Below are 16,964 nucleotides of genomic sequence, written 5' to 3'. Positions count from 1 at the left end.
CATGGCAACAAACCCCCTTTGCCTGTTAGCTTATCTTTTACTTACAAACAATATTCAATAAAACAAATAGTAGTTGAATTGTCTCCCCCAAAAATTTTGTGTACAAAACTCCTTATCGCTTTATCTTTATGCATAAGTAGTCGTTTAGTAACTGCCGGTGATTCTTCATCGGCATATTTTATAAAATAATTCCTGTTCATCTATGAATCAACAATATTTCATGCAACAAACCATGCGTTGGTTTGGTCCAACTGACCCTGTAAGTTTACAAGATATCAAACAAGCCGGCTGTAGCGGTGTAGTAACGGCACTGCATCATATTCCGGTAGGTGATGTTTGGTCTGTTGATGCCATTCTGGAAAGAAAAAAGATGATTGAGGCTGTTGGCCTTAAATGGACTGTTGTAGAAAGTTTGCCCGTGCATGAGGCTGTCAAAAAACAGAAAGGAAATTTCGAAGTATACATTACTAATTATAAAAAAAGCCTTGAAAACCTTTCTCAATGTGGCTTAGAGGTAATTACCTATAATTTCATGCCCATATTAGACTGGATGCGCACAAATGTAAATTATACCATGCCCGATGGCAGTAAAGCCTTGTATTTTGACCGACTGACTTTTATTGCATTTGATTTATTTATGTTGCAAAGGCCCGGTGCAGCAGCAGAATATACAGCTATTGAAAAAGAAAATGCATGGCACACATTTCAATCAATGAATGAGGAAGAAAAACAAACACTTTTTAATAATGCCCTCCTTGGGTTGCCCGGAAGTGAGGAAAGGTTTACACCCAAACAAATTTTAAAAGCACTTCAGGAATATAAAGCGATTGACGCTTTAAAATTAAAGCAAAATTTATTTTACTTTTTGCAGCAAATTGTTCCGGTTGCCGAATCGACAGGTTTAAAATTGGCTATTCATCCTGATGATCCACCTTACCCGATGCTTGGTTTGCCCAGAATAGTAAGCACTGAAGCCGATGTGGCAGATTTACTGACAGCAGCACCCTCATCTGCCAATGGTATTTGTTTCTGTACCGGATCATTTGGTGTAAGGGCTGATAATGATTTATTAGCCATGATTGAGCGTTTTGCAGGTCATATCCATTTTATTCATCTCCGCAGCACAAAACGAGATGCGGATGGTAATTTTTATGAAGCCAATCATTTAGAAGGAGATGTAGATATGTATGCTGTTGTAAAAGCATTGTGGCAAGTTATGCAACAGCGAAAAATAAGTATACCGATGCGTCCTGATCATGGGCATCAAATGTTGGATGATTTGAAAAAGAAAACTTATCCCGGTTATTCAGCCATAGGGCGTTTACGAGGTTTGGCGGAATTAAGAGGATTAGAGTTGGCTATATCGCGCAGCTAAATATCATATTGTTTTCAAACAATTACAAAAGCATAAAATTTTCTGTTTTTGGCATTGCTAAAAATTTTTGAAGAAAAATTTCAGGTGGTTCGGTTAATTTACGTGCTTTCGTATCCATCCAGGCACCATCTATATTAATAATGGCATGTAAAGTTCCATTTTTATTTAGTAATTCATGTTGTAAACTCCAACGGGTACCACTTGCTGTTGCTGAACGCATGCTCACATTTACATAAATCACATCATTAAAATGAATTTCTTTTTTAAAAATGGCTTCCTCTCTAAAAAGAATAGGACCAAGATGGTGTTGCAAAAGTAATTGTGGCGTTAAACCGGTTTCGTTCAAATAGCAAATTCTTACATAAGCACCCCAATCATAATAAACACTATGTCTTACATGAAAATTGGGATCCAGATCACTCCAACGGATTGTAACATTTTTAAAAAAGCCCTCCATATTTTTTTGATCAAAATAACATATTTCATTGAACTGGAAAAATAAATGTAAGTAGTGGTATAGTTGAATGGATGCTAAAAAGATAGAAGCAGGTTTCGTTGTCATGTGCATTATCAACTCCATCGTTATCGGGAACGTTTGCGTAAAAAAATAATTGTTAATGCTATGCCAACACGAAATATCTAATTAGTATTGAAGTACCAAATGCTTTAAACGATTGCTAAATAAGGGTTATAAATACCCGGCTTTTTTTGTTGTATGTTTTAAAAACAAATTGCTGTATGAAAAAAATTGGCACACTTGTATGTATTCTCTTGTCTGTATGCTTTACTGCCTTCTCTCAAATATCTACCCGACAAATTAAAGGAAGAGTTGTGGGTGAGGATAATGAACCTTTAGCCGGTGCATCCGTTGTCATTGCAGGCTCAAAGAAAGGTGTTCAAACAGATAATAACGGAAATTTTACTTTATCTGTTCTTAATGATGGCGATAAAAACAGTTTATTGATCAGCTATGTTGGTTATGCTACTAAAACGGTTGATGTGCATGCCGCCGGCAATATTTCAGTACACCTTACCAGAACGAATGATGCGGGCAATGAAGTAGTGGTAATTGGTTATCAAACCGTAAAACGTAAAGATTTATTGGCTTCTGTATCTTCTGTCGGAGCGAAAGATTTAAAAGATATTCCCATCAATTCTGCTGCCGAGGCATTAGCAGGACGATTGGCGGGGGTTCAAATTACCAGTTCTGAGGGTTCACCAGATGCAAATATTACCATTCGTGTTCGTGGCGGTGGTTCTATTACACAAGATAATTCTCCTTTATATATTGTTGATGGGGTACAAATTGAAAATGCTTTAGCTTCTTTAGCGCCACAAGATATACAAAGTATTGATGTATTGAAAGATGCAGCAGCTACTGCCATTTATGGCGCACGAGGTGCCAATGGCGTAGTTATTATTACAACAAAAGGCGGAAGACAGGGTAAACTCCGTATGTCGTACAACGGGTTTATTGGTTTAGAAAAATTAGCCAAAGAACTTCCCGTTATGAGTCCCTGGGAATTTATTCGATGGAATTATGAGCGTTCCAGATCAAATTCAACCGATAGTGCCACATTTGCAAAAACCTATGGAACAACCTGGGATACTTTATCAGTATATAAAAGTATTGCACCGGTAGATTGGCAGAAATTAGTGTTGGGCAGAAATGGTATGATGCAAAGCAATAATGTTAGTGTAAATGGCGGAAACAGTAAAACTACTTTTAATTTAAGTTATACCAATAATACCGATAAAACAGTGGTATTAAATTCTAACTATTACCGTAACCTCATTAATTTAAGAGTAGATCAAAGAATTGGAAAGAAAATAAGAATGAGTGCCACTTTTCGTTATCTGAACCAAAATGTGTATGGTGCCGGTACATCTTCTCCCAATGGATCAACATATAACCGTTTGCGTAATACAGTAAAATACAGGCCTTTCTTATCACCCAATATTACAACTCCCGATGTTATTGACCCCAGTTTAGTAGATAACAGTACCGGAAACGGGTTGTTTTTAGTCAACCCCATTGCGTTATCTAATGCTGAATACCGCAAAAAATCAACTGATGGTTTGAATATTTCCGGTTACGTTAGTTATCAAATTACCAAAAACTTAACCTTCCGTTCTACTTTCGGATACGACTATAATCATTATATCAATCGCCAATACAGCGATTCTATTAGCCCTGTTTCTATTATACAAGGTGGTGCTAAGCCGGTGGTTGAATTAGATACCAGCAATCGCACATCTATCAATAACTCAAATGTTTTTACTTATTCGCTTAAAAATTTAGGTGGCAAGCATGATATTGATGTTTTGTTAGGGCAGGAAACTTATCAGGTAAGAACAGAATCTACTTACGATTTATTCAAAAACATCCCCACTTTTACACCTATTGATAAAGCCTTTAATGATTTATCTTTAGGCACCAGTTTTACAGGTTATCCCAAACAAATTATTACAAAATATACCTCTCTTTCTTTCTTTGGGCGCATTAATTATGCGTACCAACAAAAGTATTTGTTTTCTGTAAATATGCGGGCAGATGCTTCCTCCAAATTTGCACCCGATGTACGATGGGGTTATTTTCCGGCCGCATCTGCTGCATGGCGCATTAAGAAAGAAAACTTTATGAAATCTGTGAAGTTTATTAATGATATGAAACTGAGGGTAGGATACGGTGCAGTTGGTAATAACAGAATTGCAGATTATTTGTATTTAGATGCATTTAATAACAATGTAAATTATTATGGCATCAACAATCAAACCATTTATGGTTATACTTCAGCCAGCTTAGTAAATCCACTATTGAAATGGGAAACCACTATCAATAAAAACCTGGGATTAGATTTGTCGATGTTCAATGATAGAATTCAGTTTTCAGTAGATTACTATTCCAATTCTACCAAAAATTTATTGTTGAACGTGCCGGTAGCTTCTACTTATGGTTATGCAACCCAACTACAGAATGTTGGTAAAACAACCAATAAAGGAGTTGAATTTCAGTTAAGCAGTATGGTCATTCAAAAAAAGAATTTTACCTGGAATGCTAATTTTAATATTTCCTTTAACCAAAACAGGGTAGTGGCATTGGGAACCGGGCAAACATCCTTCCTGCAAAGTGCCGGTTGGGGTGTATCAGGGCAGCCATCTGATTATATTATACAAGTAGGTGCGCCTGTTGGTGCCATGTATGGATTTGTAACCGATGGTTTTTATAAAGTAAGTGATTTTAATTATAATGCTACTACCCAAACTTACACGTTAAAACAAGGTGTAGTAAGTGATGCCAGCATAGTAGGGCCACCGCAACCCGGTATGTTAAAACTGAAAGATTTAAACGGTGATGGAGTAGTTGATTTAGATCATGACCGTAAAATTTTAGGCAATTCTCAACCTAAGTTTTTTGGTGGACTGAACCAGCAATTCACTTATAGAAATTTTGATATGAGTATTTTTGTGAATTTTGTTTATGGCAACAGTGTATACAATGCCAATAAAATTGAATTTTCGAATGGATATGTTCCAAACTCAAATCTACTGGCCATCATGAATAATCGGTTCACTAATATTGATGCCAATGGTAATGTAGTAAAAGATCCTACACAGTTAGCAGCATTAAATGCAAATGCAAGAATATGGAGCCCCTTAACCAGCAGTGGCGCCTTTTACCTGCATTCTTGGGCAATTGAAGATGGATCTTTTTTAAGAATCAATAATATTACTTTAGGTTATACCATAGCACCCAAAACCTTACGTAAACTAAAAATTAATCGTTTACGGTTCTATACTACTTTAAATAATGTAGCTACTTTAACCGGTTATTCAGGATATGATCCGGAGGTGAGTGTTAGTAGTAATCCAACAACTCCTGGTTTAGATTATTCAGCATTTCCTAAAAGTCGTACCTATATTTTTGGTGTTAACGTAATATTTTAACTTGTTTATACAATTAAATTACTTGTACTATGCGCATAAAATCATTTCATTATTACTTTACAATAGCAGTATTGGTAATGGCTGCATTGTTTGTTGGATCTTGCAAAAAATTTTTAAACCAAATGCCCATAACATCATATGGCACCAATGTAGTGTTTAGTGATGTTCCGCATGCTTATCAGGCATTGGCCGGTGTATATGCACAACTTTCCGGCGACCAGGGTTATGGTATTCGCTTAAGTTTGTATTATACAGTAGATAATGATGAAACGCAGGGCCCAACGGGGAATGGAGATAATGATAGAAGAGATATTGCTCGCTATCAGGCAACACCCGGAAATGCACAATTAGATAAACCCTTTCGTCAGTTATTTACCGGAATTGAATATGCAAATATTTGTATAGCCAATATTCCAACCATGCCCCAATATAAAAATGGTACCGATCAAGAAAAGAAAGAATTACAACGTATGTACGGCGAGGCATTGACTTTACGTGCACAGTTTTATTTTGAAGCCATTAGAAACTGGGGCGATTTGCCGGCTGATTTTTTACCTGCTTCACAGGTGGCAGCTGCTAACCCTTTTCCTTTAAGAGTAAATCGCGATAGTTTATACGACCATATATTAACTGATTTAAAAACTGCAGAAGATATAGTGCCATGGAGAAATGAACTTTCATCCATCGGAGATCCTATGGATGAAAGAATTACCAAAGGAACAGTAAAAGGGTTGAGAGCAAGAATTGCATTGTTTAGAGGGGGCTATTCTTTGCGAAATTCATCCGGGCAAATGGAGCGCAGTACTGATTATCTTACCTATTACCAAATGGCACATGATGAATGTAATGATATTATTACCTCCGGCCAGCATAACTTAAATCCCAGTTATAAAAATCTTTTCAAAAATTATGTATGTGCCCGTGCTGTTAGCGATCCGGATGGAGAACTTATGTTTCAGGTATCTGCTGTTGGTGCCAATGGCACTGCCGATAGTAAATTAGGTTATTATGACGGGCCTACTGTAAATGGTAATGGTAATAAAAGCATTAATATTTTACCTACCTATTTTTATTTGTTCGATTCTACAGATTTAAGAAGAGACGTTACTTGTGCACCTTATATTGTAAATGCAGACGGAATTACTAAAACAGGTCAAACAATTACTGCCATTAATGATGGTAAGTACCGTAGGGATTGGATTTCAAATCCGCCCATTTCTCCTACAGATAAAACCCAATACTTGGGTTTAAAGTGGCAAATTTTGCGTTACTCAGATGTGTTATTGATGTTTGCTGAAACTGAAAATGAATTAAACGGCCCTACTGCCGCTGCTTATAATGCAGTAAATATGGTTAGAAGAAGAGGATATGGCCAACCAATCAATACACCCAATGCTACAGTAGATTTGCCTGCCGGTTTAAGTAAATCTGATTTTTTTAATGCCATTGTTAAAGAGCGTTCTTTAGAGTTAGGAACAGAAGGTGTTCGTAAATATGATTTAATTCGTTGGAATTTAATCAATACTGTACTAACCAATACCAAAAATGCATTAACGGCCATGTCTACTTCTAGTGGTGTTTATGCCAACTTACCCAAATCTATGTACTATTACAAAACTGCTACCGGTGATGATTATACCATATGGGCCAATTCATTGTATAAACCCGCCCCATCAACTACACCAGCCAATACCACTAAAATTACTTGGGTTAGCAGTGCAATAGCAACAACAGCCTTGGCCAGATTTGCTACAGGTTTTACACCCAATAAATCTGAGTTGTTACCTATACCACAACCGGCCAGGGATGCAAATTATAATCTTTCGCAAAATCCGGGTTATTAATCATATTGAATATTGTGTGGTTTCATTAGTTGGATTATACCGTTTAAAGGCTGCTGTTCACAGCGGCCTTTTTTAAATAATTGAATTGTATTATATGAAAACATATATCTTACTTTTACTAACTTGTATGTGCAGTTGCTTTGCCTTAGCACAGCAAAATTGTATAGTGGTGGCTAAAGATGGTTCAGGAAATTATGCAACCATACAAGATGCTTTTAATGCCATTCCTTGTAACAATACCCAACCCGTTACCATTCTTGTAAAAAAAGGGGTTTATAAAGAAAGGTTGATTTTAGACAGCGGTAAACAATTTGTAACCTTAAAAGGAGAGGATAAAAATGATGTGTTAGTAACTTACAATAATCATAGTGGTATGCATTTAGCGAATGGTGATACCATTAATACCTGGACTTCGGCTAGTTTTTTTATTTATGCCAACCACTTTACTGCAGAAAATATTCACTTTGAAAATAATGCAGGTTTTTATGCCGGACAGGCAGTAGCTTTATTTGTTTATGCCGATTGTGCGGCTTTTTATAATTGTTCAATCACCGGTTTTCAGGATGTATTGTTTTGTAGCGGGCCGGGTAGTAGACAATATTACAGAAATTGTTATATTGAAGGTACAACCGATTTTATTTTCGGACCTGCAACAGCAGTATTTGATAGTTGCACTATTTTCAGTAAAAAAAATTCACATGTTTCCGCTGCCTCTACACCCAAGGAATTACCCTTTGGTTTTGTATTTAGAAATTGTACTTTGTTAGCAGATAGTTCATTGCACAATGTATCATTGGGCAGGCCTTGGCAACCTTATGCAAGTGTTACTTATTTGCATTGTTATATAGGAGCTCATATTATTCCCGGTGGATGGAATAATTGGAAAAATGTAGCAAATGAAAAAACTGCCCGATTTGCTGAGTTCCAAAATGTTGGACCCGGTGCCTTGCCTGAAAAACGTTACCCTTGGGTTCGCCAACTATCTCAACAGGAAGCTGCAATATTTACACTAAAAAATATTTTCGGTAGCTGGCATCCTCCTCATGCATACCTTCATTCAATTCAATAAAAAACACCATTATTTTGTTTGCTTTTTACTATTGGGTTTAGCTGTAGTTGATTCTCTGGCAAAAATTTCAGCCGGTAAAATTATCGATTCAAAAGTAGTTACAGGTCGTTTACTTTCTATCATTTTAATTAATAATTCTGCCGAAATTCTGCCCATTTCAAAGGCCGGTTGCCTTACCACAGAAAGCGGAGGTGATAGTAAATCTGTTAAATCTAAATTACTAAATCCTATTACAGCCAATTGTTGTGGTATACTTATTTTTTGGGCTTTACAGTAACGTATACAATTAGTAGTTAGTTTATCTGCTCCGGCAAAAATAGCATCCGGCTTTTGTTTTAATGCCCTCAACTTATTTAATGCATCATTAACCTCCTCATAAATTAAACCACCGTGCTGGCAATAGGCAACATAATTTTCCTGAAAACTAATTGCATAATCACTAAGTGCTTGTTGATAACCGGCTAAGCGTTCTTTGCTGATAGATAATACCGGCGATCCACTTAGCATGGCAATTTTTCGATAACCATTTTTTATTAAATGAACAGTTGCATCATATGCGCCTTTAAAACTGTCAACCGTAACTTTAAAAGTATTTAAATCTTCAATTACCCTATCAAAGCAAACAATAGGTAGGTTGCGTTGAAATAACTCGGTTATATGCGAAAAATCTTCCGTTTCTGCAGCAACGGAAACAATACAACCATCTGCAGAGCGGCTAGACAGGTATTGAATATTCGCCACTTCTCGCTCATAACTTTCTTTGCTTTGCGTTATAATTACGTTATAACCGTATTGATGTGCTACTGATTCAATGCCATTAATAGCCTGCGAAAAAAAACTATTGGCAATTTCAGAAACAATAATGCCAATTGATCGGCTTCTTTTCTCTTTTAAACTTAATGCAATTGGGTTTGGCCTGTAGTTCATTGCCCTTGCATAGTTCAATACCAGTTGCTTGGTCTCTTCACTTATTTCATAGCTATCTCTTAAAGCACGACTTACCGTTGAGGTTGATAGCCCCAACGCTTTGGCAATGTCTTTAATTGTAATTGCTTCAAATTTCATGATGATAATAATTGGTTATAACCGGTATTTACCCCACAATAATTTTTGTATGGAATAAGGTAAAATGTTTGTGTTATTGAATGAATATAAGGATTAAATCCTGATATAAAGAAAATGTTTTTTTGTATTTGGTGCAATGTTACAAAGCAATAATTTTTTAAAAGTAATAGAATTGTTTTTCCGGCTTGTAAAGCCATCGATATCGGGAACGATTGCGTAAAAATAATCCTTTAAAACCTTCTTATTTATTGAATATAATTGTAGCATCGCTATAGATTTGAGGGTAGGTGAAATTAGTTTTTAGATGTAAGAGTTGTTTTGCCATGGTATGAGCACCTTTGATTGTTAGAAATTTATTTTGCATCCTTTAAATCAATAAAGATGTATGCGTAAGTTTTTAAAATGGATGGTGCATTAAGCAAGGGGTTATTTGCTTAAAATAAAAATAATGATAACGCATGAAAAGATTGCTTGCTATTATGCTAATGCTAATCATCATTGCATTTAAAATGCAAGATGAAATTCCAACTATTTATTTGGTGGGTGATTCAACCATGGCCAATAAACCATTAAACGATAATCCTGAAAAAGGATGGGGTATGTATTTAGCCCAATTTTTTAACCATACTGTAAAAATTGAAAATAGGGCAGTAAATGGACGAAGTACAAAAAGTTTTATAGATGAAGGTAAATGGGATGCCGTTGTGCAGCAATTAAAACCGGGTGATTATGTTTTTATTCAGTTCGGTCATAATGATGAAAAAAAAGATGATCCTAAAAGATTTGCCGATGCGCATGGTTTATACAAAAATAACCTAATACACTTTGTTAAAGATGCAATTGCAAAAAATGCTATACCGGTTTTAATTACACCTGTTGCCAGAAGAAGATTTGATGCCATGGGCCGAGTAGATGATAGGATGCATGGTGATTATCCTGCTGTAGTTAAAGAAGTAGCCGATTCTATGCACATAAGTTTCATTGATTTATTTACAGCCAGCAAAACCTTGTTGCAGCAATTGGGGCCGGAAGCATCTAAAAAATTATATTTATGGATACCCCCTCATCATTTTGATGCTTACTCGGATGGAAGAAAAGATGACACGCATTTTTCTGAGTATGGTGCAAAATATATGGCTTCACTGGTATGCGAAGGCATTCGGCAGACGAATTTACCTGTAGCAGCTGCATTATTAAAAACAGACTTCAACAACAAATTTGCCTATCAATTACCGATTGTGTATACCCCGCATTTTGCAAAAGATACTTTTAATATTATTAAATATGGTGCTGTATCAGACGGGGTTACCTTAAATACACAGGCCATTCAAGCAGCTATTAATGCCTGTTTTAATAATGGGGGTGGCGTGGTTGCAGTACCGGATGGTTTTTGGGTAACAGGTCCTATAGAATTAAAAAATAATGTAAATTTATATGTTAGTAGAGGCGCTTTGTTGCAATTTACCAAAGATTTTACGCAATATAAACTTGTAGAAAGTAATTGGGAAGGTCAGCCCGCAGCCCGAAATCAATCGCCCATATCTGCCCAACATGCTGAAAATATTGCTATTACCGGTTCTGGAATTATAGATGGTAATGGCGATGCCTGGCGGATGGTAAAGAGGGACAAATTGACCAATTCTCAATGGCAAAAATTAGTGAATAGCGGTGGTATATTAAGTGAAGATAAAAAAACATGGTATCCAACTGCTGAAACATTTAAAGGTGCGCATACAAAAGATCCTGGGGTATTAAAGAATGGCAAAAAGTTAAGTGATTTTGATTCTATTAAAACCTTTCTACGCCCTAATTTATTGGTATTACAACAATGTAAAAATGTTTTGTTGGAGGGCGTAACATTCCAAAATTCACCGGCTTGGTGTTTGCATCCACTCATGTGTGATCAACTAACAGTTCGGAATATTTATGCCAAGAATCCATGGTATGCTCAAAATGGGGATGGTATTGATATTGAGAGTTGCAGCAATATTTTATTAACCAATAGCACCTTCGATGTGGGAGATGACGGAATTTGTATTAAAAGTGGTAGAGATGCTTCAGGAAGGGAAAGAAATATGCCTACTAAAAATGCTTTGATACAAAATTGTGTTGTATACCATGCACACGGTGGTTTTGTTATTGGAAGTGAAATGAGTGGTGGTGCTAATAACTTATATGTGCGTAATTGTAGTTTTATGGGTACTGATATTGGATTAAGATTTAAAACGGTGCGTGGCCGCGGCGGTGTTGTAGAAAATATTTATGTGGCAAATATCAATATGAAGGATATTCTTGGCGAAGCTGTATTATTTGATATGTATTATTCGGCTCAAGATCCTGTACCATTATATGGTGAAGAAAGAGTACCTCCTAAAGTATCAATTTTGCCTGTAACAGAAGCAACACCTGTTTTTAAAAATTTTTATCTACAAAATATTGTTTGTAATGGTGCATCTAAAGCCTTATTTATTCGAGGGTTACCCGAAATGCCGATTCAAAATATTGTATTGAACAATATGTATATGTATACAAAGGCGGGTGTGGATATTGAAGAAGCAAAAAATATTCAGATCAATTATTTTCATCTCCAGGCCCAAACAACCAATCCTTTAATATATGTGTTAAATGCCGGTGATGTTTATTTCAATCAATTTGATTTTAATAAAAATACACAATTGTTATTGGAAGTACAAGGTGGGCGTACAAAAAACATTGTATTGAAAAACACTTCTTTGCAAAATTCAATTCAAGTATTAAAAACCGGTTTTGGCGCAAATAAAAACGTTGTTCAATTGAATTAAACGTTATGAAAAAAATATTGTTTCTGTTTTTTTTCATCACATCATCGCAGGTTGTATTTTGTGAGGATATTGCGTTGTTAAAAAAAATAGCAGATGCAACAATTTTAAGCGAACATGTAAATGCGAATAATGCTAGGCGTAAATGGAACTATGAAGATGCGCTGGTACTTAAGGATTTAACTGCCTTATGGCAATATTCCGGTGGGGTATTGGCTATTTTACACAATGATAAAGGGAATGCAGATTTTAAACACATGAACCAACTAGCCGAATGTTTTGGTATTCATTTAAATGAAGATAATTATCAAAAGGTAGTAGGAAAAAATTTTGAAAATGGTGCCATATCTGTTCCGGGTAATCATCCAATTTTACCAGATGTTCAAACCATTTTTTGAAAAGGAAATCTGTTCCACCAAAGTTAAAAAGCCTGCTTATGCAGCTTTAGTTAAAAAGGATATAACCATTTTTGCAGTAGCAAAATAAAGTAAAGGAACTGTTTTTGTAGCCGGAGATCCCTGGTTGTATAATGAATATACTGATGAACGAAAATTGCCTGAACAATACCAAAATTATGCAGCTGCAAATAATTGGGTTCAATGGCTTATTCAAAAAGTAAAGCATCAATAAAATGGGAAAACACTTATCTATATTCATATGTTTTGTTATTAGTAGTTTAGCTACTTGTATAGATGTAACTGCTCAGGCCGATACGCTTATTGTTTGCCAAAACAATCCTGCATGCTTTCAACACATCCAAGATGCCGTTAACAGCATTCCCGAACAGACTTCAAAAAAAGTTGTCATTTTTATTAGAAATGGAACTTATAACGAGAAAATATTTATACAACACAATTGGATTGAATTGTTAGGAGAAGATAAAAACAAAACCATCATTACACAATCTATTGCACGTGATATATGGCGTTGCAATCATGCAGATGATTGGGGGGTAGCAACACTAAATATAAGTGGAAGTGATATAATCATTAAAAACTTAACCATTCAAAATACATATGGTTTTGAAAATAATACAAGCGTTGTGCGCTGTGCTTCAGATACTGTCGATAACTATGTAAAGAAAATAAGAAAAGATGGGCATCAAATGGCACTGCGAACATTTGCTACTACTCGTTTACAAATTATTAATTGTAATTTAAAAGCTTTTGGAGGCGATACTGTAAGTCCGTGGAATGTAACTGAAGGTATGTTTTATTTTAAAGATTGTACCATGATGGGCGGTGTTGATTTTTATTGCCCACGGGGGTGGGCCTATGCAGAGAATTGCACTTTTATTGCCACTACCGGACCGGCCTGTATTTGGCATGATGGCTCAGCCAATGAAGATGCCAAAACTGTATTAAAAAATTGCCGGTTTAAAGGATATGATGGTTTTATGTTAGGCAGGTTTCATAGAGATGCACAATTTTATTTAATTGATTGTCACTTCGCAGCAAATATGGCTAACAAACCCATTTATTGGGTGCCTACTAACAATGTTATACAATGGGGCTATCGGGTGTATTACAATAACTGTCATAAAGCGGGTGGCGATTATGCCTGGTTTAAAAATAATTTACAAACAGCAAAAGGAGCACCACTTGCTATAAATATTAATGTACATTGGATATTTGGAGATAAATGGAATCCAATTTTAAATTAAAAGCGTATGCAACTATCTAAAAAAACACTGGCTTCTATTCGAAAAAATAACAAACTATCGTTGCCGCATGAAGCCATATTTTCATTGCCTGAAAAAATAATTCAGTTTGGCACGGGTGTGCTGTTAAGAGGCTTACCTGATTATTTTGTGGATAAAGCAAATAAGAAAGGTATCTTTAATGGAAGAATAGTAGTAGTAAAATCAACCAATTCCGGAAATGCTGATGCATTTGCCGAGCAAGATGGATTATACACGATTGCTGTTAGAGGTATTGAAAACAATGCTACTATTCAGGAATATTGGTTAAATGCTGCCATTAGCAGGGTTTTAAATGCTAATGATGCTTGGAACGAAATTTTATCTTGTGCTGCTAATTCTGAAATGCAGATTGTTATTTCAAATACAACGGAGGTGGGTATTACATTGCTTCCCAAAGATGGTATTTTTGCTGCACCACCTGTTTCTTATCCCGGGAAATTACTTGCTTTCTTATATCACCGGTACACTATTTTCAATGGAAGGCCCGAAAGTGGAATGGTCATCATTCCCACGGAATTGATTGTAAATAATGGAAAAAAGTTAAAACAAATTGTGCTTGAATTAGCGAAAATAAACCGCTTAAAAGATGAATTTATTCAGTGGCTTCAGGATGCCAATGATTTTTGTGACTCGCTGGTTGATAGAATTGTTCCCGGTAAATTACCTGAACAGGATGCAGATCTTGCTGCTCAACAATTAGGCTATCAGGATGATTTAATGATTATGAGTGAAGCATATCGTTTATGGGCAATTGAAACATCGAGTGATAGAACTAAATCAATATTATCTTTTGCTGCAGCCGATAATGGTGTAATTATAGATGATGATATTTCCATGTATAGAGAATTAAAATTGCGTTTGTTAAATGGTACACACACTTTTTCGTGCGGATTAGCATTTCTTGCCGGCTTTGATACTGTGAAAGATGCTATGGATATTTCAGTAATGGCTTCCTTTATCACGAATTTAATGTTGTATGAAATTACACCCGTTATTCTGAGTGAAAAATTAACCCAGCAAAAAGCCAAACAATTTGCATTGCAGGTTCTGGATCGTTTCAGAAATCCTGCTATTGCCCACCATTGGTTTAGTATTACCATGCAGTATACTTCTAAAATGAAGATGCGAAATGTGCCTTTAATAACAAAGTATTTACAACAGTTTAAAACTGTTCCGCCTTTAATGGCTTTGGGTTTTGCGGGTTATTTATATTTCATGAAAACTGAATTGAATACATTAGAGCAACCCGTTCAGCTACAACACAATCAACAATTAATTGTTCAGGATGATTTTGCATTGCAATTAAATAAGCTTTGGAATGAAGTTGGCAGTATCGATGAGTTAGTTCAAACTGTTTTAACAGATGTACATTTTATGGGAATGGATGCAACTACCAGTAATACTTTTGCCATTCAGGTAAAAGCTTTCTTAACAGAATTAATGGAAGGAAAAGTATTAGAGGTATTAAAAAATAGTTTGCAGCAACAAAATGCAAATGCTGTTATTTAAATATAATTGTTATGAAAAATTCTGTTATAAAAATTCATCCAAAAGATAATGTGATCGTTGCTTTACGCGATTTGAAAAATGGCGAAACAGTATCCTTTCAAGGTGAAAAATATACCTTAATTGAGAATATACCTGCTAAGCATAAGTTTTTTATACATGATATGCAACCCGGCGATGCTGCTTTTATGTATGGCGTATTGGTTGGTAAGGCCCAACAATTTATACCTGCAAGGTCATTAATGACTACCGGCAATTTGAAACATGCAGCAGAGCCTTATGCTTACAGGGAAGGCCATTATCAGTGGCATCCACCGGATGTTTCTGCATTTAAAAATGTAACCTTTAATGGCTATCATAGAAGCGATGGAAGTGTAGGAACAGCCAATTATTGGTTATTTATACCTACTGTATTTTGTGAAAACAGGAATTTGGATGTAATTAAAGATGCATTACAGGAATCTTTGGGATATGCAGTAACTGATCAATACAAAAACTTTACCAGGCATTTGATAGCAGCCTATCAAAATAATGAATCTATTGATGACATTACTTTTGAAACTATTTCAAAGCCTGCTGTAAACCGCTTGTTTAAAAATGTTGATGGCATTAAATTCCTCAATCACCAGGGCGGTTGTGGCGGTATACGGCAAGATGCAGCCGTGCTTGGTAAATTATTAGCAGCCTATTCCAATCATCCAAATGTAGGTGGCGTAACCGTAATAAGTTTAGGTTGCCAAAATCTTCAATTAAAGGAATTATTATCAGAAATTAAATCCTATACCCCCAACTTCGAAAAACCACTTTTTGTTTTTGAACAGCAGCAAATTGGTAATAATAGCAAACTAATTGCTGAAGCCATTCGAGCAACTTTTAAAGGGCTGATGCAAATCAATGAAATTGGTAGAAAGCCTGCACCGTTGTCTAAACTTACATTGGGTGTTAAATGTGGTGGAAGTGATGGATTCAGTGGTATTTCTGCAAACCCGGCAGTTGGTTATTGTGCCGATCTGTTGGTTGCTTTGGGAGGCAAAGTTTTGTTGGCCGAATTTCCTGAATTGTGTGGAGTAGAGCAAGAGTTGATTGATAGGATGAACAATGAAACCATAGCCAAAAAATTTATTGATTTAATGCAATCATATAGTGCCGCTGCATTAAAAGTGGGTTCTGGTTTTCATATGAATCCATCTCCGGGAAATATCAAAGACGGCTTGATAACAGATGCTATTAAAAGTGCAGGCGCTGCCAAAAAGGGAGGCACATCACCCATTGTAGACGTACTCGATTATACTGAAAAAGCTGTTAAACCCGGATTGAGTTTGGTTTGCACACCGGGTAATGATGTGGAAGCAACTACCGGAAAAGCGGCCAGTGGTGCTAATTTAATTTTATTTACTACAGGCTTGGGTACGCCAACCGGCAATCCAGTTTGTCCCGTTATTAAAGTATCCAGTAATACCGCTTTAGCACAAAAAATGCAAGATATTATCGATATTAATACCGGCCCCGTTATTGAAGGTGATTTAACAATTGAACAAATGGGTACACAAATTTTAGAATATTGTATTAAAGCAGCCAGTGGTGAAGTAATACCAAAAGCAGTTTTACTAAATCAGGATGACTTTATTCCCTGGAAGCGGGGTGTAAGTTTGTAATA

The 16,964-nt window shown here is 35.9% G+C and carries 11 protein-coding genes; 9 read left to right on the top strand and 2 right to left on the bottom strand.

The window, feature by feature from the left end; genetic code table 11:
* Window positions 1-202 precede the first annotated feature (202 nt).
* Window positions 203-1,375: a mannonate dehydratase gene (gene uxuA, locus AC3QLY_RS15175; protein WP_288096361.1), complete on the top strand. Its 1,173-nt coding sequence runs from the start codon at window positions 203-205 to the stop codon at window positions 1,373-1,375.
* A 22-nt stretch (window positions 1,376-1,397) separates the two neighbouring features.
* On the opposite strand, the gene AC3QLY_RS15170 is transcribed toward uxuA, so the two are convergent.
* Window positions 1,398-1,937, bottom strand: coding sequence for an acyl-CoA thioesterase (locus tag AC3QLY_RS15170; protein ID WP_492989988.1), 540 nt, complete (start codon window positions 1,935-1,937; stop codon window positions 1,398-1,400).
* Between the two features lie 176 nt (window positions 1,938-2,113).
* Here AC3QLY_RS15170 and AC3QLY_RS15165 point away from each other — a divergent pair, with 176 nt between their 5' ends.
* The 3 genes from AC3QLY_RS15165 (at window position 2,114) to AC3QLY_RS15155 (ending at window position 8,236) form a co-directional block, all read left to right on the top strand.
* Entirely contained in the window at window positions 2,114-5,323 is a 3,210-nt protein-coding gene (locus AC3QLY_RS15165; protein WP_492989986.1) for a SusC/RagA family TonB-linked outer membrane protein, read from the top strand.
* A gap of 122 nt (window positions 5,324-5,445) precedes the next feature.
* On the top strand, window positions 5,446-7,167 hold the full coding sequence (locus AC3QLY_RS15160) for a RagB/SusD family nutrient uptake outer membrane protein (RefSeq protein WP_492989984.1): 1,722 nt from the start codon (window positions 5,446-5,448) through the stop codon (window positions 7,165-7,167).
* Window positions 7,168-7,261: 94 nt separating this feature from the next.
* A complete protein-coding gene (locus tag AC3QLY_RS15155; protein ID WP_492989982.1) occupies window positions 7,262-8,236 on the top strand; it encodes a pectinesterase family protein in 975 nt (324 codons plus the stop codon).
* Window positions 8,237-8,245: 9 nt separating this feature from the next.
* Here the strand turns inward: AC3QLY_RS15155 and AC3QLY_RS15150 are convergent, their stop codons facing one another.
* On the bottom strand, window positions 8,246-9,301 hold the full coding sequence (locus tag AC3QLY_RS15150; RefSeq protein ID WP_492989981.1) for a LacI family DNA-binding transcriptional regulator: 1,056 nt from the start codon (window positions 9,299-9,301) through the stop codon (window positions 8,246-8,248).
* Window positions 9,302-9,759: 458 nt separating this feature from the next.
* On the opposite strand from AC3QLY_RS15150, the gene AC3QLY_RS15145 reads away from it, so the two are divergent.
* The 5 genes from AC3QLY_RS15145 to AC3QLY_RS15125 all read left to right on the top strand — a co-directional run bounded on the left by AC3QLY_RS15145 (window position 9,760) and on the right by AC3QLY_RS15125 (window position 16,962).
* A complete protein-coding gene (locus AC3QLY_RS15145) occupies window positions 9,760-12,102 on the top strand; it encodes a glycosyl hydrolase family 28 protein (protein ID WP_492989979.1) in 2,343 nt (780 codons plus the stop codon).
* A gap of 5 nt (window positions 12,103-12,107) precedes the next feature.
* The gene (locus tag AC3QLY_RS15140) at window positions 12,108-12,497 is read left to right on the top strand and encodes a hypothetical protein (protein ID WP_492989977.1); all 390 of its coding nucleotides are present in this window, start codon (window positions 12,108-12,110) and stop codon (window positions 12,495-12,497) included.
* 233 nt (window positions 12,498-12,730) lie between these two features.
* On the top strand, window positions 12,731-13,762 hold the full coding sequence (locus AC3QLY_RS15135; RefSeq protein WP_288097182.1) for a pectinesterase family protein: 1,032 nt from the start codon (window positions 12,731-12,733) through the stop codon (window positions 13,760-13,762).
* A gap of 6 nt (window positions 13,763-13,768) precedes the next feature.
* Window positions 13,769-15,310 (top strand): tagaturonate reductase, encoded by a 1,542-nt coding sequence (locus AC3QLY_RS15130; protein ID WP_492989975.1) that lies wholly within the window; start codon window positions 13,769-13,771, stop codon window positions 15,308-15,310.
* A gap of 11 nt (window positions 15,311-15,321) precedes the next feature.
* The gene (locus AC3QLY_RS15125) at window positions 15,322-16,962 is read left to right on the top strand and encodes a UxaA family hydrolase (RefSeq protein WP_074419260.1); all 1,641 of its coding nucleotides are present in this window, start codon (window positions 15,322-15,324) and stop codon (window positions 16,960-16,962) included.
* Window positions 16,963-16,964: the final 2 nt, after the last annotated feature.

It is taken from the genome of Hydrotalea sp. GW822-HT8A01, from assembly GCF_058798575.1.
The sequence above is the reverse complement of the archived record's forward strand: the minus strand, read 5'-3'. Positions and strand labels throughout refer to the sequence as shown.